Source organism: Haladaptatus sp. CMAA 1909, from assembly GCF_043952005.1.
GTDB lineage: Archaea > Halobacteriota > Halobacteria > Halobacteriales > Haladaptataceae > Haladaptatus.
Genome location: NZ_JBIOAV010000001.1, coordinates 496979 through 522906 on the forward strand (window position 1 = coordinate 496979; position 25928 = coordinate 522906).

General features: G+C 63.5%; 21 protein-coding genes. 15 read left to right on the plus strand and 6 right to left on the minus strand.

Annotation, left to right across the window (positions count from 1 at the left end; translation table 11 throughout):
* Nucleotides 1-63: 63 nt before the first annotated feature.
* On the minus strand, nt 64-468 hold the full coding sequence (msrB, locus tag ACGYLY_RS02750; RefSeq protein ID WP_395283094.1) for a peptide-methionine (R)-S-oxide reductase MsrB: 405 nt from the start codon (nt 466-468) through the stop codon (nt 64-66).
* Nucleotides 469-574: 106 nt separating this feature from the next.
* Here msrB and ACGYLY_RS02755 point away from each other — a divergent pair, with 106 nt between their 5' ends.
* A complete protein-coding gene (locus tag ACGYLY_RS02755; protein ID WP_395283093.1) occupies nt 575-727 on the plus strand; it encodes an HVO_A0556 family zinc finger protein in 153 nt (50 codons plus the stop codon).
* A gap of 128 nt (nt 728-855) precedes the next feature.
* Here the strand turns inward: ACGYLY_RS02755 and ACGYLY_RS02760 are convergent, their stop codons facing one another.
* Both ACGYLY_RS02760 and ACGYLY_RS02765 read right to left on the minus strand, forming a co-directional pair.
* Nucleotides 856-1851, minus strand: a complete 996-nt coding sequence (locus ACGYLY_RS02760; RefSeq protein ID WP_395283092.1) for a D-2-hydroxyacid dehydrogenase — start codon at nt 1849-1851, stop codon at nt 856-858.
* Between the two features lie 85 nt (nt 1852-1936).
* Nucleotides 1937-3772: an SLC13 family permease gene (locus tag ACGYLY_RS02765; RefSeq protein ID WP_395283091.1), complete on the minus strand. Its 1836-nt coding sequence runs from the start codon at nt 3770-3772 to the stop codon at nt 1937-1939.
* Between the two features lie 195 nt (nt 3773-3967).
* Between ACGYLY_RS02765 and ACGYLY_RS02770 the strand changes: the two genes are divergently transcribed.
* The 8 genes from ACGYLY_RS02770 (at nt 3968) to ACGYLY_RS02805 (ending at nt 10902) form a co-directional block, all read left to right on the plus strand.
* The gene (locus ACGYLY_RS02770) at nt 3968-4840 is read left to right on the plus strand and encodes a universal stress protein (protein ID WP_395283090.1); all 873 of its coding nucleotides are present in this window, start codon (nt 3968-3970) and stop codon (nt 4838-4840) included.
* Nucleotides 4841-4961: 121 nt separating this feature from the next.
* On the plus strand, nt 4962-5201 hold the full coding sequence (locus ACGYLY_RS02775; RefSeq protein WP_395283089.1) for a hypothetical protein: 240 nt from the start codon (nt 4962-4964) through the stop codon (nt 5199-5201).
* A 76-nt stretch (nt 5202-5277) separates the two neighbouring features.
* The gene (locus ACGYLY_RS02780; protein WP_395283088.1) at nt 5278-5721 is read left to right on the plus strand and encodes a VOC family protein; all 444 of its coding nucleotides are present in this window, start codon (nt 5278-5280) and stop codon (nt 5719-5721) included.
* A gap of 69 nt (nt 5722-5790) precedes the next feature.
* Nucleotides 5791-6204, plus strand: a complete 414-nt coding sequence (locus ACGYLY_RS02785) for a hypothetical protein (RefSeq protein ID WP_395283087.1) — start codon at nt 5791-5793, stop codon at nt 6202-6204.
* 44 nt (nt 6205-6248) lie between these two features.
* Complete coding sequence (gene rqcH, locus ACGYLY_RS02790) at nt 6249-8330, plus strand: ribosome rescue protein RqcH (protein ID WP_395283086.1); 2082 nt, start codon at nt 6249-6251, stop codon at nt 8328-8330.
* A gap of 130 nt (nt 8331-8460) precedes the next feature.
* On the plus strand, nt 8461-9153 hold the full coding sequence (locus ACGYLY_RS02795; RefSeq protein ID WP_395283085.1) for a DUF4013 domain-containing protein: 693 nt from the start codon (nt 8461-8463) through the stop codon (nt 9151-9153).
* Nucleotides 9154-9211: 58 nt separating this feature from the next.
* The gene (locus ACGYLY_RS02800; RefSeq protein ID WP_395283084.1) at nt 9212-10297 is read left to right on the plus strand and encodes an mRNA surveillance protein pelota; all 1086 of its coding nucleotides are present in this window, start codon (nt 9212-9214) and stop codon (nt 10295-10297) included.
* Nucleotides 10298-10362: 65 nt separating this feature from the next.
* Nucleotides 10363-10902 carry a hypothetical protein gene (locus ACGYLY_RS02805; protein WP_395283083.1) on the plus strand — a complete coding sequence of 180 codons (540 nt, stop codon included), beginning with the start codon at nt 10363-10365 and terminating at the stop codon, nt 10900-10902.
* A gap of 40 nt (nt 10903-10942) precedes the next feature.
* Here the strand turns inward: ACGYLY_RS02805 and ACGYLY_RS02810 are convergent, their stop codons facing one another.
* A complete protein-coding gene (locus ACGYLY_RS02810; RefSeq protein WP_395283082.1) occupies nt 10943-11677 on the minus strand; it encodes an MBL fold metallo-hydrolase in 735 nt (244 codons plus the stop codon).
* 443 nt (nt 11678-12120) lie between these two features.
* On the opposite strand from ACGYLY_RS02810, the gene ACGYLY_RS02815 reads away from it, so the two are divergent.
* The 4 genes from ACGYLY_RS02815 (at nt 12121) to ACGYLY_RS02830 (ending at nt 18709) form a co-directional block, all read left to right on the plus strand.
* On the plus strand, nt 12121-13257 hold the full coding sequence (locus tag ACGYLY_RS02815; protein ID WP_395283081.1) for a succinylglutamate desuccinylase/aspartoacylase family protein: 1137 nt from the start codon (nt 12121-12123) through the stop codon (nt 13255-13257).
* A gap of 69 nt (nt 13258-13326) precedes the next feature.
* Nucleotides 13327-13737: an SRPBCC family protein gene (locus ACGYLY_RS02820; protein WP_395283080.1), complete on the plus strand. Its 411-nt coding sequence runs from the start codon at nt 13327-13329 to the stop codon at nt 13735-13737.
* Between the two features lie 114 nt (nt 13738-13851).
* Complete coding sequence (locus ACGYLY_RS02825) at nt 13852-16578, plus strand: ATP-dependent helicase (RefSeq protein ID WP_395283079.1); 2727 nt, start codon at nt 13852-13854, stop codon at nt 16576-16578.
* 493 nt (nt 16579-17071) lie between these two features.
* Nucleotides 17072-18709, plus strand: coding sequence for an SLC13 family permease (locus tag ACGYLY_RS02830; RefSeq protein WP_395283077.1), 1638 nt, complete (start codon nt 17072-17074; stop codon nt 18707-18709).
* A gap of 91 nt (nt 18710-18800) precedes the next feature.
* Here ACGYLY_RS02830 and ACGYLY_RS02835 read toward each other — a convergent pair whose 3' ends face one another.
* Nucleotides 18801-21497, minus strand: coding sequence for an AAA domain-containing protein (locus tag ACGYLY_RS02835; protein WP_395283076.1), 2697 nt, complete (start codon nt 21495-21497; stop codon nt 18801-18803).
* A gap of 129 nt (nt 21498-21626) precedes the next feature.
* Here ACGYLY_RS02835 and ACGYLY_RS02840 point away from each other — a divergent pair, with 129 nt between their 5' ends.
* Entirely contained in the window at nt 21627-23663 is a 2037-nt protein-coding gene (locus tag ACGYLY_RS02840; RefSeq protein ID WP_395283075.1) for a prolyl oligopeptidase family protein, read from the plus strand.
* On the opposite strand, the gene ACGYLY_RS02845 is transcribed toward ACGYLY_RS02840, so the two are convergent.
* Nucleotides 23660-24850 carry an alanyl-tRNA editing protein gene (locus tag ACGYLY_RS02845; protein WP_395283074.1) on the minus strand — a complete coding sequence of 397 codons (1191 nt, stop codon included), beginning with the start codon at nt 24848-24850 and terminating at the stop codon, nt 23660-23662. The genes ACGYLY_RS02840 and ACGYLY_RS02845 overlap by 4 nt on opposite strands.
* Nucleotides 24851-25047: 197 nt before the next feature.
* Between ACGYLY_RS02845 and ACGYLY_RS02850 the strand changes: the two genes are divergently transcribed.
* The gene (locus tag ACGYLY_RS02850; RefSeq protein ID WP_395283073.1) at nt 25048-25860 is read left to right on the plus strand and encodes an FkbM family methyltransferase; all 813 of its coding nucleotides are present in this window, start codon (nt 25048-25050) and stop codon (nt 25858-25860) included.
* Nucleotides 25861-25928 lie beyond the last annotated feature (68 nt).

A 25928-nucleotide genomic window follows, 5' to 3' on the forward strand; every position in this document is an offset into this window, starting at 1 on the left:
GTACGTCAGCGAACGCCACGAAAAGAGCCGCGGTTCGGCAGATTCCTCTGTCGCTGCCGCCGTCTACTCGTCCTCGAAGTCGAGCGAGACGCTGTTGATGCAGTAGCGTTTCCCGGTCGGTTCCGGGCCGTCGTCGAAGACGTGTCCGAGGTGGCCGCCGCAGTTGGCACAGACGACTTCCGTTCGGATCATGCCGTGGCTGGTGTCCTGTCGCGTCTCGACGTTGTCCGTGGGTACGTCGTAGAAGCTCGGCCACCCGCAGTGCGAATCGTACTTCGTGTCCGAATCGAACAGCTCCGCGCCACATCCGGCACAGACGTAGGTTCCGTCGTCCTTTCGGTCCAGATGCTCCCCGGTGTTCGGTCGCTCGGTGCCTCGCTCGCGGAGGACGCGGTACTCCTCGTCCGACAGGCGTTCGCGCCACTCGTCGTCGCTCTTCGGGAGGTCGGAATTCGACTGTTCGCTCATGAGAGTACGTAGTGACTGCTGGGGGATAAACCGCTTGCACGAATGGGCATTTCCCATACGGGAGGCCACCAAATTCATAGCGCGAGGGGTGGAACGTGGGGACGATATGAGTCTGACGACCGAACAGGGCGTCATCGGATGCCTCGAAGGAGAAGACTGCCAGTGGTGTCCCGACGGCACGCTGGTACGGGACACCTACAAAGGAAACGAGGCGGTCGTCTGCGACACCTGCGAGACGCCCGCCGCCCAGATCTGGTAGTTCCGCACGAACCGCCGCGGACCGCTCCGCACCCGTGGTTCGATGTGGACTCCGCTTTTGCCACTTTTTTGCGGCCGATGAATCGGAGCCGTGAGTGAAAGCGACCCGATTTCGTCGGCGAAACGGACTTACTGAACCTGATTTCGAAGGTCGTCGTACGACCCCGTCGCGGTGACGTGTTCGACGTTTTCCGCCACGATGTCCGCCAAACGGGCGTAGTACTCCGGCGTGTGACCCGCCATGTGCGGCGTGATGAGGACGTTATCGAAGTTCCACAGCGTGTGGTCCTCCGGCAGGGGTTCGGGGTCGGTCACGTCCAGCGCCGCGCCGCGGATGTGGTTGCCCCGGAGCGCGGAAACGAGCGCGTCCGTCCGAACCACCCCACCGCGGGCGATGTTCACCAGCACGGCGTGGGACGGCAGGGTGTGGAACGCGGCGGCGTCGAGCAGGCCGCGCGTGTCCTCGGTCAGCGGACAGGCCAGCACGAGGTAGTCCGTCCGGGCGAGCGCGTCGTGCAGGTCGTCGAACCCGACCACCTCGTCCGTCGGACCGCCCTTCTCGGGCGAGTATCGGACGCCGACCGTTTCGACGCCGAACGCGTCCAACCGCTCCACGATCGTTTCCCCGATTGCACCCAATCCCACCACCGTCACGGTACTGCCTTGCAGTTCGTGGGCCTGAAAGTGCCGCCACTCGCGGCGTGACTGCTGTCGTCCGGCGCGGAGGAACCTCCGCGTGAAGGTCAACATCGCGCCGAGGACGTGTTCCGCGATGTTCGGCCCGTGTACTCCGGACGCGTTCGTCACCGCGACGTCCCGCGATTCGAGGGCGTCGAGCGGCAGGTGGCCAGTTCCGGCGTAGGCACACGCGAACAGTTCCATGTTCTCGGCGTGGGCGAGGAGGGACTCGTCGATGGTCATCCCGGTAACGATTCCGGCGTCGGCGATGTATTCGCGTTCCTCGTCGGGAGTCCTCGCGTGCCGGATTTCGTGATTCGGCAGGCGCTCGCGGAGTTCGTCGGCGTAATCGGACACCGGCATGCCGTGAGTGCCCCGCCGAAGGACGAGAACCGTCGGGGAATCGGTCGTCTGCTTCTCGTTCGAATCGGTCGCGCGGTCGGTCATACGTCGGGGTTCTCGGCGGAGGGAAATAGAGGTGGCCGTTGAGGCAGTTCGCCGGGTGGTCGTCCCGACTTCGTCGCCAACCCCGTCAGAGTCCGAAGTAGACCGCAATCGCGAGCGGCGTGACGATGGCGAGTATCACCTGGAGGAGGGCACCGACGCGGGCGAAGTCGGTGAAGCGGTAGCCCCCCGGCCGGTAGACGAAGAGGTTGGTCTGATAGCCGACGGGACTCATGAACGCAGCGCTGGCGGCGAACATCACGGCTAGCAGGAAGGCGAGCGGGTTCGCCCCGATTTCGCGGGCGGCGTTGATGGCGACGGGGACCATGAGCGCGACGGTGGCGTTGTTGCTGATGATGTTGGTGAGAATCACCGTCGACGCGTAGAACACGGCGAGGACGCCGACGGTCGGGAGGTACTGCGCCGAGGTGGCGACGAGCGCGCCGAGGAGGGCCGCAGTCCCCGTGTTCTCCATCGCGATGCCGAGCGGAATCACGCCCGCGAGGAGGAAGATGACGGTCCAGTCCACGCCCTCGTAGAGTTCCGTCGGCGAGAGCGTCCCCGAGAGGACCATCGCCACGACGCCCGCCAAGGCGGCGACCTGAATTTCGAGGAACCCGAGCGCCGCGGACCCGACGACGGCCGCGAGGATGGCGATTGCGACCGGAATCTTGTCGTACCGATAGTCCTCGCGGGGGATTTCGCGGGCGACGATGAGGTCACGCGTCTCGGCCACCCGCTCTAGTTCGTCGGCGGGCAGTTGGAGCAACAGCAGGTCGCCGACGGTGAACTCGGCTTCGCGGATTCGGGGCAGTCGAACGTCGCCGCGTTGGAGTGCGACGAGCGTCGCGTCGTAGCGTTCGAGTATCGTGCTCGTCTCGATGGTGTCGCCGATGAGCGCCGAATCGGTCGGGACGACCACTTCGATGAGGACGGTCTCCGAGTCCTTCCTCGCCTCCTCGGTGACCGCCGGTTCGCGCCCGACCGTCGGAAGGGGGTTCAGGGCTTCGTTCTCGATGAGCGAGGTGAGGCCGGCACGACTCGCCGTGATGAGGAACGTGTCGTTCGGTTCCACCGGTTCCTCGGAGAAGGGCGACAGCACGGTGTCCTCGCGAATAACCTCCTTCACTTCGCCGCCGAATCCGGCCTCGACCGGGATGTCGGCGATGGGCGTCCCGACGAGCGGCGACGCCTCGGGAGCGACCAGTTCGGCCAGATACTCCTCGACTTCGTACTCTTCGAGGAGCGTCTCCCGCGGTCGAACACGCTCCGGAAGCAACCGCGGTGCGACGAAGACGAGGTAGAGGAGGCCAGTGATGAGGACGACGACGCCGACGGGCGTGAACTGGAAGACGCCGAGCGAGCGCCCGAGCAGTTGCTGTGCGAGGCCGCTCGCGAGCAGGTTCGTCGAGGTGCCGATGAGCGTGAGGGTGCCGCCGAGCATGGCGGCGTAGGAGAGCGGAATCATCAGTTTCGACGGCGAGGTGTTGCCCCGATGGGCGAGGTCGGACGCGAAGGGAACCAACAACGCGACGACGGGTGTATCGTTGATAAATCCCGACACGGACCCGGCGATGCCGACCGTCGCGAGTATCTGTTTGAACTGGCTGTCGCCGACGAGCGCCGTGACGCGATGGCCGAGCAGTTGGACCGCGCCCGTCCGCCGAACGCTCTCGCTCAGGATGAGCATGGCGAGGACCGTGATGGTCGCCTCGTTCGAAAAGCCCGAAAGCCCGTCCGTCGGCGACACGTTCGTCCACGGCCCGAGAATCATGAGGAGGACGAGGACGATGAGTGCCGTCACGTCCACGGGAAACAGTTCCGTCACGAACAGGATGAACGCGACGAGGATGATTCCGAGGACGACGAGCATACTGTCCGTTACCGGTGGAATAGTTACACCTGTTTGAAGCGGTATCAGCATTTGCACCCCTGTGGTCACGCGTCGCGTTGCTCACGTGCCACCCCACAGTCCATTCGTCGGAGACTGACAAATGGCTATCTCAATTGTTCATATCGCCATGCGAAAAACCATCCCGTGATTTCGTTGTCACATCTTTCCGTTGGCCGACGCGGGGAAATCCATTGAAGTCCGTGCCCGTCGAATGGGACGGGGAGGATGTTCGATTCGATACTGATTCCGACGGACGGAGGGGACGCCACGGCGGGTGCGATAGAACACGGTCTTCGAATCGCCCGGAAAACCGGCGCGACGGTCCATGCGCTGTACGTCATCGACCTGCCGCAACTACGCATCGGCAACGCCGACGAAGGGCTTTCGACGTTGGTGGACGTACTCGAAGAGGAGGGAAAAGAAGCGACCGCGTCGGTCGCCGAGCGAGCGCGCGAGTACGACGTTCCGGCGACGGAGGCGATGGAGTCGGGGGTCCCGTTCCGGGAAATCCTCGACTACGCGGACGGACACGACATCGACCTGATTTCGATGGGGACGGGGGACCGCAGTCGCCTCGAAACCTACGTCGTGGGGAGTACGGCGCGAAAAGTCAACCGACTGTCCGACTGCCCCGTGCTGACGGTTCGCGGCGGTGACGAAATCCCCGCGACGGAGTACGAAAACGTCCTCTTGGCGACCGACGGGACGCCGGGTTCCGAGCGTGCAGTCGAGGAGTGCGGCGCGCTCGCCGCCGAGTACGACGCTTTCGTTCACGTCGTCTACGTCGTCGACTCGCGCATCGCCCGTTCGGGGTCGCTGCTGAAACTGATGGAGGACGACGGAAAGCGGGCGTGTAAGGACGCCGTCTCGCGAGTGCAGGGCGAGGGCGTGCAAACCAGACAGGAACTCCTCCGTGGGCGACCCGCCGAACGACTCCTCGACTACGCCGACGAACACGACATCGACCTGATTTCGACGGGAACCCACGGCAGGACCGGAATCGATCGGTTCGTGATGGGAAGCGTGGCCGAGAAGGTGATTCGCCGCTCCGAGAAACCGGTGCTTACGGTGCGGGATTTGGGCGAGGAGTCGGGCTGAGAACGCGGAGGAGTCGGTCGAACGTGGCGAATTCGAGGCCGAAGAGGAATGACGAGTCGATGGCTACACGAAACGGGACCGTGACGACAAGATACTTGCTCGCGTCGTCTGAACCCCCGCCATGGCAGGCATTCAAATCGTCATTCAGTGGTTCCTCGCGATTCCGCTCGCCGCGCTCTGTGCCGTGTGGATATATCGAGACGCGAAAGACCGAGATATGGACACCGCCGACATGTGGGCCGTCGGAACCTTCATCGGATTTTTCGTTCCTCCGCTCATCGGGGCGATACTCGTCTACGCGTTCTACCTGCGGAAACGGAATCGGCGGCGTGGCGGACCGTACGCCGTCCCGGGACGGTGACGAACGGTTGTGATGTGTTATCGCCCCTCTCGGTCGGGCAATCCTTATCCCCCGTTGCAGAGACCGTCGATTCATCATGTCCGAGTTCGACTCCGACCACGATATCTATCCGATGCCGCTCTTTCCCCAGTTGACCGTATCTTCGGTCGAGGAATCGACGGCGTGGTACGAGGCGCTGGGCTTCGACGTCATCTACTCGACGCCAGCGATGGCCCACGTCCGCTACCGAAAGTACGCGGACGTCATGCTCGTTGCCGACGAGACCGAAGGGGAGACGGACGCGGAACCTCCCCGAGAAAATGGCGTCGCCATCTACCTCACGGTTGAGGACGAAGCCGTCGACGACGTAGCAGAGCGGGCCGAGGAAAACGATGCTGACGTGGTCACTCCGCCGCACGAAACCGGGTGGAACACGCGGGAAACGACGGTTCGAGACTCGGACGGCTACGAACTCGTGTTCTCCGAGCGCGCCGAAACGGACCGCAGTTTCGAGGACGTCATGGGGTCGTCCGACGCGTAAGAAACGTTCGGCACCCGAACACCGCCGTTTCACCTGAAAGCTTATCCCGAACCGCGAGACACTCCGGTCGTGACGACCGAGAAACACGGACCCGGTGAAATCGTTCTGGGGCGGGATACGCGCCTCTCGAAGCGACTGCTCGCGGTCGCGGTCGGTCTGTTCCTCCTCACGTTTCTCGTCCACACGCCGCCGCGGGTTTTCCCCGTGACGTTCACGTTCGGGTTCGACCTTCGAATCCTCTTCGTGCTGGCGGCGATTCCGCCGCTGCTGGTCGCCTACTGGAACGACGGGATTCTCGTGAGCCTCGCCCTCGCGACGGCTCCGACGCTGGCGTTTTTCGTCTCCATCGCCGCGTTCGACGCGGTGTTCCCGACCCCGACGTTGACGTGGGGCGTCGGAACTGGGATCGCGTGGGGGCTGGCGGTCGGCGTTCCGGCCTATCTCGCCGGTGCGATCGCGCGGCGAACCGTCCCGCCGCGGTGACGTCGAACGACACGCCTTTCCTCTCGCCCGAGAAAACGACGATTATGGATAGAAAGCGAGAGCTTTCGAGCATCGACCTCGCCGCCATCTCGCGGGAACTCGGTTCCTTCGAGGGCGCGAAGGTCGATAAGGCGTATCTCTACGGCGACGACCTGTTGCGTCTGAAGATGCGCGATTTCGACCGCGGTCGGCTCGAACTGCTCGTGGAAGTGGGCGAAGTGAAGCGCGCCCACACCGTCGCACCGGAACACGTCCCGCCCGCACCGGGTCGGCCGCCGAACTTCGCCATGATGCTCCGCAACCGCCTCTCGGGGGCGGACTTCGCGGGCGTCGAACAGTTCGAGTTCGACCGCATCCTCCAGTTCCACTTCAAGCGCGAGGACGGCGATACGACCATCGTCGCGGAGCTGTTCGGACAGGGCAACGTCGCAGTGTTGGACGAGAACAACGAGGTCATCGACTGCCTCGACACCGTTCGGCTCAAGTCCAGAACCGTCGCGCCGGGGTCCCAGTACGAGTTTCCCAGTTCGCGCGTGAACCCGCTCGAAATCGACTACGAGGAGTTCGAGTACCGGATGAACGACTCGGACACCGACGTCGTTCGGACGCTGGCAACGCAACTCAACTTCGGCGGCCTGTACGCCGAGGAGGTCTGCACCCGCGCCGGCGTCGAGAAGGCCATGGACATCACGGACGCCGGTGAAGACGAGTACGAGCGTCTCTATGCCGCCATCGAACGCCTCCGCGAACCGCTGGAAACCGGCGACTTCGACCCGCGGGTCTACTACGAGGACGACGTTCGAACGGACGTGACGCCGTTCCCGCTCGAGGAGTACGAGGACAGGGATTCGGAGGCGTTCGACTCGTTCAACGCGGCGGCGGACGACTACTTCACCAACCTCGATGTGTCCGAAAACGAGGACGCGGGCGAACCGCAGAAACCCGACTTCCAAGCCCAAATCGAGAAACAACAGCGCATCATCGAGCAACAGGAGGGCGCTATCGAGGGCTTCGAACGGCAAGCCGACGCCGAGCGCGAGAAGGCGGAACTCCTCTACGCCAACTACGGGTTCGTGGACGAAATCCTCGCCACGGTTCGAAACGCCCGCGCCGAGGACACGCCGTGGGACGACATCGAAGCCCGATTCGAGGAGGGTGCGGAACGCGGCATCGAGGCGGCGGAAGCGGTGCAGGGAATCGATCCGAGCGAGGGGACCGTCACGGTCGAAATCGACGACACCGACGTCACGCTCTTTCCCGACGACGGCGTCGAGAAGAACGCCAACCGCCTCTATCAGGAGGCCAAGCGAATCGAGGAGAAAAAGGAGGGCGCGCTGGCCGCCATCGAGGACACCCGCGAGGAGTTGGAGGAAGTCAAACGGCGCGCCGAGGAGTGGGAAGAAGAACCCGAGGAGGAGCGGACGGAACCCGAGAACATCGACTGGTTGTCGCGGGCGTCGATTCCGGTTCGGAAACAGGAACAGTGGTACGAGCGGTTCCGCTGGTTCCGCACCTCCGACGGCTTCCTCGTCCTCGGCGGGCGCAACGCCGACGAGAACGAGGAACTGGTCAAGAAGTACATGGATCGAAACGACCTGTTCTTCCACTCGCAGGCGCACGGCGGTCCCATCACCATCCTGAAGACCTCCGACCCGAGCGAACCGTCGACGGACGTGGACGTGCCCGAGCAGAGCAAACGGGAGGCGGCCCAGTTCGCCGTCTCCTACTCGTCCGTGTGGAAGGACGGACGCTTCGCGGGTGACGCCTACATGGTCACGCCGGATCAGGTGTCGAAGACGCCCGAGAGCGGCGAATATCTGGAGAAGGGTGGCTTCGCCATCCGCGGCGACCGAACATACTTCGAGGACACGCCGGTGGGAGTGGCCGTCGGCATCACCGTCGAACCCAACACCCGCGTCATCGGCGGTCCGCCGTCCGCCATCGAGAAGCAAGCCGAGACCGTCATCGAAGTCGAACCGGGCCAGTACGCCCAGAACGACGCCGCGAAGCGACTCTACCGCGAGTTCCGCGAGCGGTTCGAGGATACCTCGTTCGTCCGCAAGGTGGCGAGTCCCGACCTGATTCAGGAGTTCCTGCCCGCGGGCGGCAGTCGGATGACGGATTGAATTAGTTTTCGTTCGAAAATGCAATCTCCGGTCTGACACGTCCACTTTCCTGCGCAAACGATTAAGCCCTCAGACGCCGTCTGTTCGGCTGTATCGGGCGAGCCGTGGGTTCGACCCGAGGGGGAAATCAATGTTCAACGAAAGCATCCGGTATCTGAAGGACAGTGACGACGCCGCGACGACGGTACTCGTCGGCGGTCTGCTCGTCATCTTCGGGTTCCTCATCATACCGGCCATCGTCGTGGAAGGGTACATGATTCGCGTCCTGCGTCGGGTTTCGGAGGGTGATACGGAGGCCCCGAAGTTCGACGAATGGACTGAACTGTTCGTGGACGGACTGAAAGCGCTGGTCATCGCGTTCGTCTACCTGCTCGTACCGGCCATCTTCGCCGCCGTGTTCATCGGCGGTGGGGCGGCGCTCTCGAACAACTCCGGCGTTCTGGGCGGCCTCGTCATGGCCCTCGGGGCATTGTTGACGTTCGTGTCGGGCCTCGCGGTCTGGTACGCGCTTCCTGCCGCGCTCGTGCGGTTCGCGGAGAAGAACACCATGGGGTCGGCGTTCGAGTACGAGTCGTACCTCCCCATCCTGCGCGATCGCGAGTACGCGACGGGATGGCTCATCGCGCTGGCGGTCGTCGTCGTGACCGGTATCATCGTGAGCGCCATCGCCGTCATACCGCTCCTCGGATGGCTGGTCGGCGTGTTCCTCGGCTTCTACGCCCACGTCACGGCGTCGTACATCTACGGCCGCGCCTACGCGGAAGCGGACGAACACAGGTTGCGCGAAGGTCCCGAAGTGGAAGACAGCAGACCGGCGGTCTAATCCTTTTTCGAACGCCCGAATAGCAGGGCACTTACCGCCGGACGTCACACTCCTACCCATGCAGATACACGACCGTACGTCCATCGACGGGACCCGCGAGCGCATCACGCTCGTCCCCGAGAGTCTGGACGACCTCTGGCATCTCACGTATCTCCTCGAACCGGGCGACGACGTGTCGGGCGACACGACCCGCCGCATCCAGCGGGCCGACGACCAGATGCGCGACACGGGCGGCGAGCGCGAGCACATGCACATCACGCTGCGGGTGGAGGACGTGGAGTTCCATCGGTTCGCCAACCGCGTTCGCGTCGGCGGGGTCATCACCGACTGCTCGCGGGAGGATCAACTGGGCCTCCACCACACGCTCAACGTCGAGGAGCGCGAGAAGCTAACCATCGAGAAGGAGTGGAAACGCGACCAACTCGACCGACTCGACGACGCGGTCGAAGCGACGGACAACCCGGACGTAGCCATCGCCACCGTGGAGGAAGGCGAAGCCTACATTCACACCGTGGCCCAGTACGGGGCGGACGAGTACACGTCCTTCACCGGAACGACCGGAAAGGGCGAGTACGCCGGCGGGCGAACCGAACTGTTCGACCAGTTGGGATCCGCGCTCTCTCACCTCGACGTGGACGCCATCATCCTCGCCGGGCCGGGATTCACGAAACAGGACGCCTACGACCACATCGCCGAGGAGTATCCCGACCTGACCGGGATGATAACGACGGTGGACGTGAGTTCCACCGGCGACAGGGGCGTCCACGAGGTGCTGAAACGCGGGGCCGTGGACGACGTTCAAGCGGAAACGCGCATCGCCGAGGAGGCCGAACTCATCGACGACCTGATGAAACGAATCGGCGAGGGCGCGAAAGCCGCCTACGGTATCGAGGAGGTCAAGCAAGCGACGGACTTCGGCGCGGTAGAGCGACTGCTCGTGTTGGACGAGCGACTCCGCAAGGAACGCGGCGCGCTCGGCGAGGACGAAGCGGGCGGCGAGTGGGAGATCGACGTGAACGAAATCATCACCGACGTGGAGCGGAAGGGCGGCGACGTGACCGTCTTCTCCCACGAGTTCGCGCCGGGCGAGCAGTTGTCGAACCTCGGCGGCATCGCCGCGCTCCTGCGCTATCGACTGAACTGAGCTCCGGCTGAATTTTCTCGCTCGGCAAGAACGTTTACCAGCACCCTCCTCGAAATATCGGACGGATGTTTCTGTATCTGACTGCGAAGTTGGCCATCGTGGCCGTTTACTATCTCGTTCGTCTCGTTCCCGTCGTCGGTTTGAAACTCTCGAATCGGTACGAACAGCAGGTGTTCGGGCCGTTGGTGGACGACCTCTCGGTCGGGGACCTGACCGCGGAACGGTCGGGAAAGTCGGTGTCCGTCGAACTGACGCTGGACAACGACAGCACTCTCGACGCGCACGTCGTCGGGGGGAGCGTTCGATTGGGCCACACGAAGGACGGCGAAACCGCCTGCACGTTCGTCTGGACGGACCACTTCGATGCTCCGCCGAAGAACGTCGAGGCGACGAAAATCGAAAGGGGTGGGGAGGGACCCCTCCGACTCGAACACTGTATCGATGGCGACGGCGACCTGTGGATAGACGGGGAGTTACGACTGCGCCGGGTGTTCACGATTCGGGGACGGGAACTACCGCTCGGTGTCGCCACCTTCTCGCTTCCCGAAAAGTCGGTGTCGGTCGAAACGCGTGAGACTGCGGAAAAAGCGGCGACGGACGGATAGAACGACGAGCAGAGCAGCGGCGCGAGACGGGAATACGCCGTCAGAGTTCGACCGACAGGAGGTCCTCCGCGAATCCCACGTCGCCGTCGTACTGTTCCGCGATGGAGTTCAACATCGCCTCGTGGTTACCGTCCGTGTGCGGATAGAGGTGCGTGAGATAGACGCGGCCGATGTCCGTTCCCGACAGCGCTTCGCCGAGTTGCGACGGCGTCGGGTGGTTCGCCACGTCCACCTCGTCGGGGAACGAACAGTCGTGGACGAGCACGTCGCACCCGTCCGCGAAGTTCGCCAACCCTTCGAACGCCTCGCTGTCGCCGCTGAACGTGAACTCGTCCTCGAACCGGTAGGCGAGACACTGCATCGAGTGGCGCGTCTCGAACCCCTCGACGCTGAAGTCCGCGACGGAGAACTCCTCTCCGGCGGTGATCTCTCGAACTTGGAGATCCACCCGTCCGTCGAGGTAGTCGTGGACGGAGAGCAGTCCGTCGAGGAGGGCTTTCGTCCCGGTCGGACCGACGACTTCGAGTTGTTCTTCCCCGGCGAGCCAACGGGCCTTCAGGAGGGGCATGAGGTCGGACACGTGGTCCACGTGGTGGTGGGTGAGGAGGACCGTCGAGACGTTTTCGTATCCCACGCCCGACTGCTGAAGGCGGTGGAGGACGCCGCTGCCGCAGTCCACGAGAACACGACGGTCGTCGTCCTCGACGAGGATACCGGTCTGGAACCGACTGCCGGTGGGCATCGCGCTTCCCGTACCGAGAAACGTGATTCGCATGTGTAATCCCGAGTGCGGGAGGGTGAAAAAGGTTCAGTCGTGCGGTGTGGTGGCGGAGTACGTCGGTTCGATTTCCGTGTCGAACGCGGTGAAATACGGCATCTAACCCGTTTTCAGGCTTCGTCCGAGCGGTGTCGGTTCCGTGTTGTTTGCACGCGCTCGAATCGTTGACACACCATATATTACTGATAGATGTATCCGCTGGGGTGATGGGTCGTCGTACTCCCTCCCGTCGGCGCTCTCGGTGCGACTATCGAACCGTTTCGGATGTTCACATCAGGTGATGCTTAGTACGAATCAACTCCGACGACACGACGATTCCAGCGGTCGTTATGACGAAATCCGTTTTCCGCCGTCGAACGTTTATGGCTCCCTTCTTGGGGGATTATCCCCGAAGGATGCCTATAACAAAATGTCAATAGGGGTGTAGATATGGACGGCTCATGAAGGAATTTACGAACGATAGTTCGGAAAGTCAGACGAGTCGGCGAACGTTCCTGCAAGCCGGAACGGCCGCCGTTGCGGCGACGACGCTCGGCGTTTCGGCGACGGGGCTCGGAAGCGCACAATCGTCGGATACGTACAAGATTCGCGAAGGCACGGAGGACGAATCGGAGGTCGTCGTCATCGACTCGGGGACGTCGGGGCCGACGGCCGTCGTCGTCGGTGGGATGCACGGCAACGAACCGGCGGGCTACAAGGCCGCCGCGAAGATGCGAGATTGGTCGATAGACGAAGGGAAACTCGTCCTGATACCGAAGTCGAACCCGACCGCGCTGGAGAACGACACCTACACGACCGACAGCGGAAACCTCAACAGGCAGTTCCCGCCGGGAGAGGAGCCGAAAACGCCGCTCGCGCGAGCGATCTGGGACGTCATCACCGACCACGATGCCGACGTCGTGTTCAACCTACACAGCTCCAAGGGCATCTACAAGAAGGACGTCGGCCCCGATGGCGTCGGTCAGGCCATCTACCCGACGACGATAGACGACGCCGCACGGAACGCGACGAACGCCGCGGAGTACATGAACGAGAACCATCTCGGCGACCGGGAGGACTACTACGAATTCAAGCGCGGTAACATGATAGACGGCGACCGACCGCTGTTGATTCACAAGGTGAATTCAGACCTCGAAAAGCCCGGCTTCATCGTCGAAACGACGCGGTACGGAACGTCGTTGGAAACGCGCGTCAACTGGGAACTCGAAATCGTGGAGTACCTCCTCAGCCAGTACTCCATCGACCGCACCTCGGGCACGTCCTCGGACGGGTCCGGCGAGGACTCGTCCGACGATAGCAGTTCGGACGACGGGTCGTCCGATGGCGGCGACTCGAACGACGACTCGTCCAGCGACGATTCCTCCGATGATGGTTCCTCGTCTGACGATTCGTCGAGCGACGGGTCGTCCGACGACGAGAGTTCCAGCGACGATGACTCGGACGGTGAAGATTCCAGTGGCTCCGACGACGGAGGGTCGAACGACCCCGCCGCGAGCGACCGAGAGCGGATCAACGAGTACCTCGAAGAGAACGAGGACGCCGACTGGGCGACCCTCGTGCGACAGCTCCTCGGCTGACGCCGTTCGACGGTGCTCGGTTGGGGACGCAGGCAGTACCGATTTCGTCCATCACCTCGTTTTGCGGGTATGGCAAGCGACGTTCGAGTCGAGCGCGGACCGACCGGCCGTCACATCGCCGTCTCGCGACCGACCGCCGCCCCGCCGGATCGCGTCTGGTCGGTGCTGACCGATACGTCCGAATGGCCGACGTGGGGGCCGTCAGTAACCGATGTCGAGTGTACCGACCGCGTGATTCGAGTCGGTTCCACGGGGCGGGTCCGGACGCCGTTCGGCATCTGGGTGCCCTTCGAAATCACGGCCTGCGAGGCGTTTCGATGGACGTGGTCCGTCGCGGGCGTTCCGGCGACCGGCCATCGCGTCGAAGCGCTCGAAACGGGGAGTCGAATCGTCTTCGAACTCCCGCTCCTGGCGGCCGGTTACGTCCCCGTCTGTCGGCGGGCGCTCGAAACCGTGGACCGTCTCGCCGCCGAAGGTTGATAAGTGAAGACGGGAGCAGTTCGGCGTATCCGATGGCCCTCACCGTCCGCACGCCCGTTCACTTTCACTCCGCTGGCATAACCCTCTTTGCCGCCCGCCACCAACGCGGAACAAATGGACGCGAGAGGGCTGTTGGCCCGCGAGGAGTTCGATTTCGACCCCGAGACGGTCGAAATCGAGGACGAAGCGACATTGGACCTCCTCGAACCCGCGGTGCGCGAATGGTGGGCCGAACAGTTCGGCGCGTTCGTCCCGGAGAACGGCGGATTTTTCACGCCGCCACAGCGCGAGGCCATTCCGCTGATTCACGGCCACGACAACGCCCTCATCGCGTCGCCGACGGGGAGCGGAAAGACGCTCGCGTCGTTCACCGCGATTCTCAACGAGCTGTTTCGGCGGGAACAGGAGACGGGATTGGAGAACTCGGTGTACTGCTTGTACGTCTCGCCGCTGAAATCGCTCGCCAACGACATCCATCGCAACCTAGAACTGCCGCTGTCCGGGATACGGGAGCGGATGGACGACGTGAGCGAGGTTCGTCACGCCATCAGACACGGGGATACGGACAAGACGGCGAGACAGAAGATGTTGAAGGAGACGCCGCACATCCTCAACACGACCCCCGAGACGTTGGCAATCCTGCTCAACTCGCCGAAGTTCCGCGACAAACTCCGGAGCGTCGAGTACGTCATCGTGGACGAAATCCACAGCCTCGCGGACGGGAAGCGCGGAACCCACCTGTCGGTCAGCCTCGAACGCCTCGAAACCATCGTCGACTCCTCGCCGACGAGAATCGGGTGTTCCGCGACGGTCGAACCGCTCTCGGACATCGCGGAGTTCCTCGTCGGCAGGGAGGAACCCGGCGGGGGGAGTCGCCCGTACGAAATCGTGGACACGCGATTCGTCCGGGAGTTCGACCTCGAACTGTTCTGTCCGACCGACGACCTCGTTCACACGCCGCGGGGCGTCGTCCAGGAGCGGTTTTACGACCAACTCCACGACCTGATCGGGGACCACACGAACACGCTCGTCTTTACGAACACGCGCTCCGGGGCCGAGCGAGTCCTCCAGAATCTCCGCGAGAAATTCTCCGACTACGACGAGGAGAACTCCGGGTGTCATCACGGCAGTCTCTCGAAGGAATCCCGCCACCGAATCGAGGAGCGCCTGAAGAACGGCGAGGTGGACGTGGTGACGACGTCGACCAGCCTCGAACTCGGCATCGACATGCCGCACGTCGATTTGGTCGTGCAGGTGGGGTCGCCGAAGAGCGTGGCATCCCTGCTCCAGCGCGTCGGACGTGCGGGCCACCGCCTCGGGCAAACCGTCACCGGCCGCGTCATCGCGCTCGACCGGGACGAACTGGTCGAGTGTGCGGTCATGCTGAAGAAGGCCGAGGAGGGCTTCGTGGACCGCGTGTTCGTCCCCGAGAACGCACAGGACGTGGCGGCCCAACAGGTGTACGGAATGGCGATAAACGAGGTTCGCCCGGCGGAGGACGTGAAGGCGACGCTCCGGCGGGCCTACCCCTATCGGAACTACTCGGACGAAAAGTGGGACTCCCTCCTCCGGTATCTCACGGCGGACTACGACGGGATGGAGGACAGAAACGTCTACGCCAAGGTGTGGCACGACGAGAACGACCCGCCCGACGGGGAGTACCACTATCCCGATTTCCCCGTCGGCGAACCCTTGATGGGAAAACGCGGACGGTTGGCCCGCGTCATCTACATGACCAACATCGGGACGATTCCCGACTCGTTCACCTGCGACGTGTTCACCCGCGCGGACAACGAGTGGGTCGGAGATTTGGACGAGAGCTACCTCGACACGTTGGAAAAGGGCGACGTGTTCGTCCTCGGCGGGCAGCACTTCGAGTACCGCTACCGACGCGGGTCGAAGGTGTACGCGGACCAAACCAGCGCCCGCCCGACGGTCCCGTCGTGGTTCTCCGAGCGCCTGCCGCTCTCCTACGATTTGGGGCGAGAAATCGCCGCGTTTCAGGGCGAACTCCTCTCGCGATTGACCGACCGGGGGAAACCTGCGGTTCGGGTGTGGCTTCGGGAGTTCCCGTTGGACGAGAACAGCATTCGGGCCATCGCGCGGATGTTCGACGAGCAGGTCCGCTACGCCGGGGAAGGGAGCGTCAGCACGGACGAGCGACTGACGGTCGAAATCGAGATGGACCGCGACGAGTACGAGCGCCGGTACTACGTCCACTCGAACTACGGACGACGGTTCAACGACGGCCTCTCGCGGGTCGTCGCCTACCGCTGTGCGCAGGCGGCCAACACGAACGTCGGCGTCGCCGTCGCGGACAACGGCTTCACCGTCTCGATGCCGCTCAACCGCAAGGTGGACGTTCCCGGAATCCTCGCCGATATCGACCCGGACGACGTGCGCGAGGATTTGCGCGCCGCGCTCTCGGAGACGGACCTCCTCCAGCGGTACTTCCGAATCAACGCGACGCGCTCGCTGATGATACTGAAACGCTACAAGGGCTACGAGAAGTCGGCCAGCGAACAGCAGGTGTCGAGCGAGATGCTGCTCGGGTTCGCGGACGAACTGGACGAGTTCGCCGTCATGGAGGAAACCTACCGCGAAATCGTGGAGGACAAACTCGCGCTCGAACCGGTCGAGGAAGTTCTGAAAAAGGTGCGAGCGGGCGACATCGACGTGGTTCAACACCGCGTAAAATCGCCGACGCCACGGGCGTTCGGACTGGCGACGCTGATGGCGAGCGATGTCGTGTTGGCGGAGGACGAGAGCGCGGTATTGCAGGAGTTTCACGAGCGCGTCATGGACTCCATTTCAGGGCAAGAGCCCACGGTGTCGGAATAAGACGCCGCGTTTTCTCGGAAGCGGTACCGATGGCGACTTCTCAACGTTTCCGACTCAGGACGGAGCCGAGTGCGATACCGACTGCTGACCCGATTGCCATCCACACGGCCAAGCCCCCGGAGAGGATTCCAACTACGGTTCCGAGCGAGAGACCCACGCCGATGCCCCTCCACATTTCATCTCGGGCGCTATTGTTCGCTTTTCTTTCCATGGCAAATATCGCTCTTATCCAGCAATATCAGTTTTCACTCCGTGTATGTGGTACGCAGGCCGTTTCGTTTAGTACACTGTTCGTGACCGGAGCGAGCTAGCAACTCCGGTGAATCCCACGGCGACGTCACGGACTCGGTAACGAACGAGAACCCTACAACCGCGAACTGATTTTCGAGCCGGACGAAAAAATTGAAATAACGGAATATTTTTGTGTTTCAACTATAATATCTATCCAAAATCGAAAGGATTAATCCTTGGTGTTACATGGCTATGTCTACCAATGGCACAGACGAATCCACGCAAACGACTCTTACTTTTCGTTCTCGCGCTCGTCGGAACGGCGATTATCGCGGGCGCACCGACGCCAAGCGGCCTCTCCGTCCGGGGGCAGTTCGCGTTCGCCACGATGTTCTTCGCGGGCTTTCTCTGGGTCACGGGGGCGCTCCCGCTGGCGGTGACGGCACTGTCGATACCCGTCCTTCTCACGATATTCGGCGTGTACGCCGACCTCGACGCGGCGCTCACGGGCTTTGCCGACCACCTCATCTTCCTGTTCATCGCCGGGTTCATGCTGGCGAACGCGCTCCAGAAGTACGACATTGACCGGCGAATCGCCCTCTGGTTGATGTCCGTGATGGGGTCGTCGCCGCGCCGTCTCGTCCTCGCGGTCATGCTGGCGACGGCGTTCCTCTCGATGTGGGTGTCGAACACGGCGACGGCGGCCATGATGACGCCCATCGCGCTGGGCGTCCTCTCGCAGGTGTTGGGCAAGGAAACGGTGGAAGCGGCGAAGACGACTGACACCGCCGACACGGGTGATTCGTCGCCCGCTCCCGACGGCGGCACCGTCGCCGCAGACGACGAAGCGTTCTCCAACCTCCACGTTTCGATGCTCCTCGGAACCGCCTACGCGGCTAGCGTCGGCGGCGTCGGAACACTCATCGGAACGCCGCCGAACGCGGTGTTGGCCTCGCAACTGAACGAGATTCTGGGCTACGAAATCGGCTTCGCCCAGTGGCTGCTCATCGGAATTCCGATAGTCGCCATCACCCTTCCGCTCGTCTGGTACGTCCTCACGTACCTCCTCTATCCGCCGCAAATCGACGACGTGAGCGACGCACGCGAGATGGCTCGCCAGTACCTCGAAGAGGAAGGGGAGTTGAGTCCGCGCGGAAAGCGCGTCGCGCTCATCTTCACCGGCACCGCTCTCCTGTGGGTGGTCGGCGGGTTGGGCGATGGCGTAAAATATCTCATCGACAACGGCTACCTTCCGCTTTCGGACGCGTGGTTCACGACCCTGTACGGCGGCGAGGGAACGAGCGTCTTCGGCGTCGACGGCCATCAGGGAACTCTCTACTACGTCGTCGTCGGCCTCGCTTCGGTTCCCGCCCTCGTGCTGGCGGACACGATGGAGTGGGACGATTTGGTGGACATCGACTGGGGAACCATTCTCCTGTTCGGCGGCGGCATCGCTCTCGCGGACGCGCTGGCGACCACCGGCGCGACGAAGTGGATAGCCGACTCCGTGTTCAAATCGCTCACCGGTGCGCCCATCGTTCTCGTCGTGGGCATCGTCGTCCTCCTCGTCATCTTCCTGACGGAGATGACCTCGAACACCGCGACGGCGACCATCATCGTCCCCATCCTCATCAGCATCGGGAGCGTCTTCGCGGCCACGCTCGGCCTCACCGACGTCGCCGCCGCCGTCTTCCTTTCCGTCTCCGGAGCCATCGCCGCGAGTTTCGCCTTCGCGCTTCCCGTCGCTACCCCGCCGAACGCCATCGTCTTCGGGAGCGGGTACCTGAAACAGGAACAGATGATGCGCGCCGGCGTCGTGTTGAACCTGATAATGACCGTCGTCCTCACCGGCCTCATCTGGCTACTGTTCCAGTTCGTCTGGCCGCACGTCCTCTGGTAACGGTACCACTGGTCGGTACAGTCGGCAGATTCGTTTTCAGTCCGGTCGCACTAGCGGCGTATCACACTCGTTCGGAACGACTAACACGTCGCTAGGACGCCCACTCGACCATCCGGTCGTAGAGCGGCGAGGAGCGAAGCGCCCGCTCGTCACCGACGAGGACGAGCGACTTTTTCGCACGGGTCAGCGCGACGTTCACGCGCCGGTAGTCGTCGAATATCGGACTGTCCAAGTCCCCCGTGGCGACGAACGAGACGACGATGACCTCCTTGCTCGACCCTTGGAACCGGTCAACCGTATCGACGGCGACGGCGTCGTGGACGCGCCGGGAAATCTCGGCGACTTGCGCGCGGAACGGCGCGATGACGCCGATATCCTCGCGGGCGACGCCCGCCTCCACGAACCGGGAGACGAGTTCCGTGACGCGTTCGGCTTCGACCGGGTTCGTGTTGCCAGCGGTCTTCCCGTCGGGGTCAACGAAGGCGACGCCGGGCCGGAGTTCGGGCGGCAGGGAGTCGGCGTCGACCGTCGGTAAGTCGTCTATCTTCTGGGCAGCGACCTCGCCGCTCGCCGGGCGAAGCGCGCCGTCGTAAAACTCGCGGGAGGAGAACGCCTGAATCCGTTGGGCCATCCGGTACTGGCGGTCGAGCATCACGGACGCGTCGGGGTACAGTTCCACGAGTCGCTGGAAGAGGGAAGTCGAGAGGTCGCCCCCCACGGCGTCACCGTCCGTATTTTCCTCGGAGTCCGATTCCGCGTCGGTCGCTTGGACGACCGGCGGCAGTTGGTGGTGGTCGCCGACGAGGACGAACCGCTCGGCGAGGTTGATGGCCGCCTGCGTGGCCGGCTCGGTCAACTGCGAGGCCTCGTCCACCAGCGCCACGTCGAACGCCTGTTCGCGCATGATTCGGGAGCCACAGGTCGCCGTCGTTGCCGCCACGACGCCCGCACCTTCGAGTTCGGCGACGCGCTCACCGGGGTCGCCGCCCCGCTCCAACCGGATGTCCTGCATGTCCTCGCGGACGCCGCTTTCGGTGCCGACGCGGAGTATGTCTTCGAAGCTCTGCTCGCGTAACGCTTCGAGCGCGTTGTCCACGGCGCGGTTCGTGAACGCTGAGAGGAGGACACGGTTGCCGTCGTCCACGAGCGCGCGGATGGTCCGCGCGATGGTGTAGGTCTTCCCGGTGCCGGGCGGGCCGTGGATGAGCGCACAGTCCTTCGCGTTCACCGCGAGGTTGACCGCCGCGTTCTGCGCGTCGTTGTTCCCGATGAACGTCCGCTCTTCGGACTCGAAATCGGGGTCCTGACGTCTGAACAGCACGTCCTTCCGTCGTTGGTCGCCCTTGAGCAGGGCGTCGTGGAGCGCGGTCAACATTCCGTCGGCGGAGAACTCCGAAGGATACACGTCCAATCGTCGGAGTTCGATGGGTTCGTCCGTCGTGACGACGATTTCATCGCCCAGTTTCCGTACTCGCGCCAGTTCCGCGTGGCCGCTGACGGGATTGCCCTTGCTGGCGAGAACGACGTCTCCCTCCCGAATCTTCGACACGGCGTCGTCGGTCCGGCGGGCGCGGAGTTCCCACCGCCCGCCCTCGATTTGCGTTTGTCCCGCCGGTTCCAAGCCGATGAGCGCCCGGTCGTCGTCCGCCCGTTCCTGTGCCGTCTGCTCCCACAGTTTGGCGTACTCGCGGTGGGTCGCTCGGCGTTCCCGTTCTATCTGCTCGTACTTCTCGCGGAAGTACTCGCGCTCTTCCTCCGGAATCGGCCGTCCGATTTGGCCCGCCTTGGACTCCTGATCCAGGCGGCCGGAGACGACCATGCAGGTGTCCTTCTCGAAGCAGTACTCGCACTTGGCGTTCGCCTCGTACCCCGTCGGCACGTCCATGTCGAACTCCGCCGCGGCGATTTCGTTTCGGGTCCTGACGACGAATTCGAGGAGGCCCTTTCCGATGGAGAACTCCTTTGCGGGCGAAAGGTCGCCCGTCTCCTCCGTGCGGTCCAGCGCGGAGTTCTTCGTGTAGAGCAGGGTTCCCGTGTTCGCCGGAACGCCGCGCTCCTGCAGGAGGAGAGCGTAACAGGCCGCCTGAATCTTGTCCTGAAAGCGCGGGTCGCGGTTCGTGTTCTTCCCCGTCTTCAGTTCGACCGGCATCCCGCGCCGGAGTGCGTCACAGCGCCCCTTGATGCCGAACTGCTCGCTGATGAGCGTGTACTCGCTCCGCCAGTCGTCCGTGTCGTCGAGGACGCCCTGTTCCAACCAGCCTTCGATGGCGCGGGCGTTCTGTCGCACCTCGCCCGCCACCTCGTCCGCCTCGCGTCCGAGCAGGCCGAGTTGGAGGCCGACTTCCTCCACGCGCTCCTCGATGGAGTCGTCCAAATCACGGCCGCGGAGCAGGTCGCCGAACACCTCGTGGACGATGGTCCCCTTCACGACGGGGTAGTTCAGCGGAATCGCGGACAGTTTGTTCAGGTAGTACATCCGGGGACACTGCACCCACGAGCGAACGTCGGTCACGTTCACGAGGAACGAGGGTTCGACCACGACGTACGAGTCCTTTCCCGTCGCGTACGTCGTCTCGCCGTCGTACTCGGTTTCCTCGGCGTCCGTTACCAGCAGTTCCATCCCTTCTTCGAGGTACTCTGCGGTTTCCGCCCACTTTCCCCACAGCGTCACGGTCCGCGGCACGTCGTCGTCCGGTTGCACGCGTATCTCCGCGAGGTCGCGTTCCCCGTACTGCGTACTCACGGTTCGCGCCTCGCCCGGTTCGCTTACCGTCCCCCGTATATTCACGGACCGTTCGTACCCGCTCTCACGGAAAAATACTGTCGATTACTCCGCGAACCTTCCTCTCTCGACGTCCCTCTCGTCGCGTTATCGATTCCAGACAAGATATTTGGCGGACCTTCGACTATTTCGAGTATGCCACGGACTCCCCCACCGACCGAAGCGCGTGAGACCGTCGAAACGCTCCACGGCGAGGAGATTCGCGACCCGTACCGCTGGTTGGAGGGCGACGACGAGGACGTGTCAGAGTGGGTCGCCGCACAGAACGAGTACGCGGAATCGTTCCTGCACGGGGAGACGCGCGACGGACTCGAACCGCGGTTCCAAGCGCTGGCGAACACCGCGACCTACTTTCCCATCGTCCCGACGTCGAACGGCTACTTCCAGCGGTACACGCCCGCCGACGAGGACCTTCCGCTGTTGACGGTTCGGGACGAACTCGACGGCGAGCGACGCGTCCTCGCGGACCCGAACGACTGGCGCGACGACGCCACGGAGACCCTCGACTGGTTCGTCCCCTCGCCGGACGGGTCGCTCGTCGCCTACGGCGTCATGGAGGGCGACACGGAGCAGTACGACGTTCGCGTCGTGGACGCGGAAACGGGGGATCTCGTGGACGAACTCCGCGAAACGGGCCGAACGGACCAGCGATCGTTCGCGTGGACCGACGGGGGATTTTACTACGGCCGAACCGGCGCGCTCGAAGACGGCGGGCAACTCGACAAGTCGCTCGCGTATCACCGACTGGAGGAAGACGACGCGGGCGACGAGGACGCTGAACTTCCAATCGAACTCGACGAACAGACATGGGCGGGCCTGCACACCGACCCGGAGAGCGACTTTCTCGTGGTCGAACTCACTCGCAGGTGGGAGTGGACGGACATCTACACGGAGCGGGACGGCGAGTTCGAACCGCTCGTGACCGACGAGGCGGCCATCTTCGAACCGCACTTGCGCGACGACAGGGTGTTCTTCCTGACGAGTTTCGACGCGCCCAACTACCGAATCGTCGCGGCGGACCTCGAATCGGTCGGCGCTCCCGACGGGTTCGACTCGCCCGAGGAGTTCGAAAGCGTCGTCCCGGAGCGAAACGACGCGATTCTCCGGGAGTTCGTTCTCGCCGGCGATCACATAGTCGTCCAGTACGAACGCGATGCCGTCTCGGAACTCGCCACCTTCGAACTCGATGGAACGCACGTCGAGGACGTTTCGCTCCCCGAGATGGGGTCGATAGACGAGGGAAGTCTCCACGGGTCGCGGGACGACGACGAGTGCTTCTTCCGCTTCCAGTCGTTCGACCACCCGCCGACCGTCTATCGCTACGCCGTCGGCGAAGGGGCGACGGAAATCGACGCGCCCGAGGTCCACATCGAAACCGACCTACAGATCGAACAGGAGTGGTACGAATCGGCCGACGGCACCGAAGTTCCGCTCTTCGTGGTTCACGCCGGCGTCGAACGGGACGGCGACAACCCGACGTTGCTGTACGCTTACGGCGGGTTCGAACTCAGCCAGACCCCCGCGTTCCGGCGCTACGCGTTGCCCTTCCTCGAACACGGTGGCGTCTTCGCCGTCGCGAACGTCCGCGGCGGCGGCGAGTTCGGCGAGGAGTGGCACCACGCGGCCCGAAAGGAGAACAAGCAGAACACCTTCGACGACTTCGTCGCGGCGGCCGAACACCTCATCGAGCGCGGCTACACGAGTTCCAGTCGCCTTGCTATCGACGGGCGGAGCAACGGCGGGTTGACCGTCGGCGCGGGCATCACACAGCGCCCGGACCTGTTCGCCGCCTGCCTCTGCGTGGTGCCGCTCCTCGACATGCTCCGGTTCCATCGGTTCCTTCTCGGCACGTCGTGGACCGCGGAGTACGGTTCACCCGACGACCCGGAGGCGTTCGAGTATATCCGCGACTATTCGCCGTACCACAACGTGGTGGAGGAGTCGTATCCCGCCGTGCTGTTCAAAACCGCCGAGGGGGATACTCGGGTTCATCCGGCCCACGCGCGGAAGATGGCCGCTAAAATGCAGGAGAAACACACCGGCGACGCCCCCATTCTCCTCTGCGAGGAGCGAAACACGGGCCACGGCGTCGGCAAGCCGAGGGAGATGGTCGTTCGGGAGAAGTTGGACGAGTGGACGTTCGTCTTCGAGCAGTTGGGCGTCGAACGCTAATTCCGCAGATACGCGACCACGTCGTCCGGGTCCGCCGACAGGCCGCCGCCCTGCGCGAACGTCGGACTGCCGCCACCGCCGCCGCCGAACTCCGCCGTTACCTCGTCCACCACGTCGCCCGCTTCGACGTCCCCGTCGGTGCCGACCACGAGGAAGGTGGCACCGTCTCTCCCGGTCAGGGCAATCACGTCGGCCGTCTGGCCCGCGAGTTCGCGCACCGTGTCTCCGAGTTCGTTCGGGCCGACGCCCTCCACCGCGCCGACGAGCCATTCGTTGCCGTTTCGGGCGACCGTCTCGTCCGCGAGTTCCTCGATGGTCGCACCGAGGAGTTGCGACTTCGCGTCCGCCAACTCGGCTTCCAACGCGTCGAGTTCGTCCGTGAGGCGGGACACCTCGTTCGGCAAGTCCTCGACTCCGGTTCCGGCGATTCGCGCGGCGTCCAGCGCGCTCCGTTTCTCCGCTGCTCGCGTGCGGATGGCCGGCGGCCCCACAGCGAACTCCACGCGCGTCATGCCCTCGCCGGGGTTCGACCGGTCGAGTATCGTCACCGGCCCGATTTCGCGGGTGTTCTCGACGTGTGTGCCGCCGCATGCCGCCACGTCCCACCCGTCGATGTCCACGACGCGAACCGTGTCCGACCCGCTCAGCACGCCCTCCTCCGTCTTCGCGTTGAACGCGATGTCCTCGCGTGCCAGCGCGTCCTCCTTCGGGACCTCCTCCCACGAGACGGCCATCGAATCCCACACCGCGCGGTTCGTCAGGCGTTCGAGTTCCGTCAGCACGTCGTCGTCGATGTCCGTCGAGGTTTGGAAATCGACGCGCACCTTCCCCTCGCCGATGTCGAACCCGCCGTAGCCGAGGTCGTCCAGTATCTGTCGCCCCGCGCCGTAGAGGACGTGGCTCGCCGTATGCGACCGCATGCAGTAGGTGCGGAACTCCTCGTCCACCCGTCCGACGATTTCGTCGCCCTCCTCGAACTCGGGGTCGGTTTCGAGCGTGTGAACGACGTCGCCGTCGCGCTTCTGTACGTCCACGACGGAACTCCCACCGAGCGTACCCCTGTCGGCCGGTTGGCCGCCGCTCTCGGCGTAAAAATACGTGTCCGTGAGAACGACGTCCGTCCCGTCGATTGCCGCAACCGTCGCGTCGAAACTCGTCCGATATGGCTCTGTTGGCGCGCTGGTCATACCCCGTTCTCCGAAACGGGCGGACAAAAACGCTACGCCGACTTCGATACCGAGCGCGGTAGGTCCACCATCGCGAACGTCAGCTCCGTCTCCCGTGCTGCTACGGGATTCGAGATGCCACCGACGACCGTGGCGGTTGAGGTTCATCTCATCGATCCGATGTTTTTTATAGTCGGAAAATAATCATCTTTCAAAGAATGCCTGCGTCAAATCTCAAGATGAACGTGATCCGGGCGGGGCGAGCGGTGCTCACTACGCGGCCGATCATGGGTATCATCGATAGACTCGGGCTGAAATCGACCCTTTCACGGTCGTACTGGTGGTTGCTATATCGTGCGAGCGGCGGTGAGTACACCCAACAGGTCGGAGATGTCAGCACGACGTTCCACGCTTCGTCGGTGAGCAGTTTTCGCCACTATCACACCTTAGTCGGCGAGCGCCCCGTCATCGCCGACTTGCTCTCTCGACTGGACACGGACGACGTATTTTACGACGTCGGGGCATACATCGGAAGCTACACCTGCTTGGCCGCTACCCACCTCACGGACGGGCAGGTCGTCAGCTTCGAACCGCGAGCGAACCACGCGGTCGAAATCGAGGCGAATCTCTCTCGAAACGACTTGCAGGCGGACGTTCGACGAGTGGCGCTCTCGGACGAAGCGGGCGAAACGGCGATCTCCGCGAGTGCTCGACTTTCGGAGTCCGGGCCACAACGGGTGTCGCTCGAACGCGGCGACCGGTTGGTCGAACGGGGTTCGGTGCCGGCCCCGACGGTCGTGAAAATCGACGTCGAGGGAGTGGAAGCCAAAGTGATACGTGGTATGGAAGCGACGCTTTCACGCCCCGACTGCCGATTGGTGTACTGTGAAGTCCATCCGACGTTCCTCGACGAGTTCGATTCGACCGAGGAGGAGGTCCTGACGGGGCTCGAAGCGTGCGGGTTCACGGTCGAAACGATACACACCCGCGGACAGGAGTACATCATCCGGGCGGAAAAGGAGTCGCAGTAGATCGAAAACACCGCTCCGAAACCACCATCCCATCGTCTTGGCGCTTCCGAGCGCACGCGATACGGATC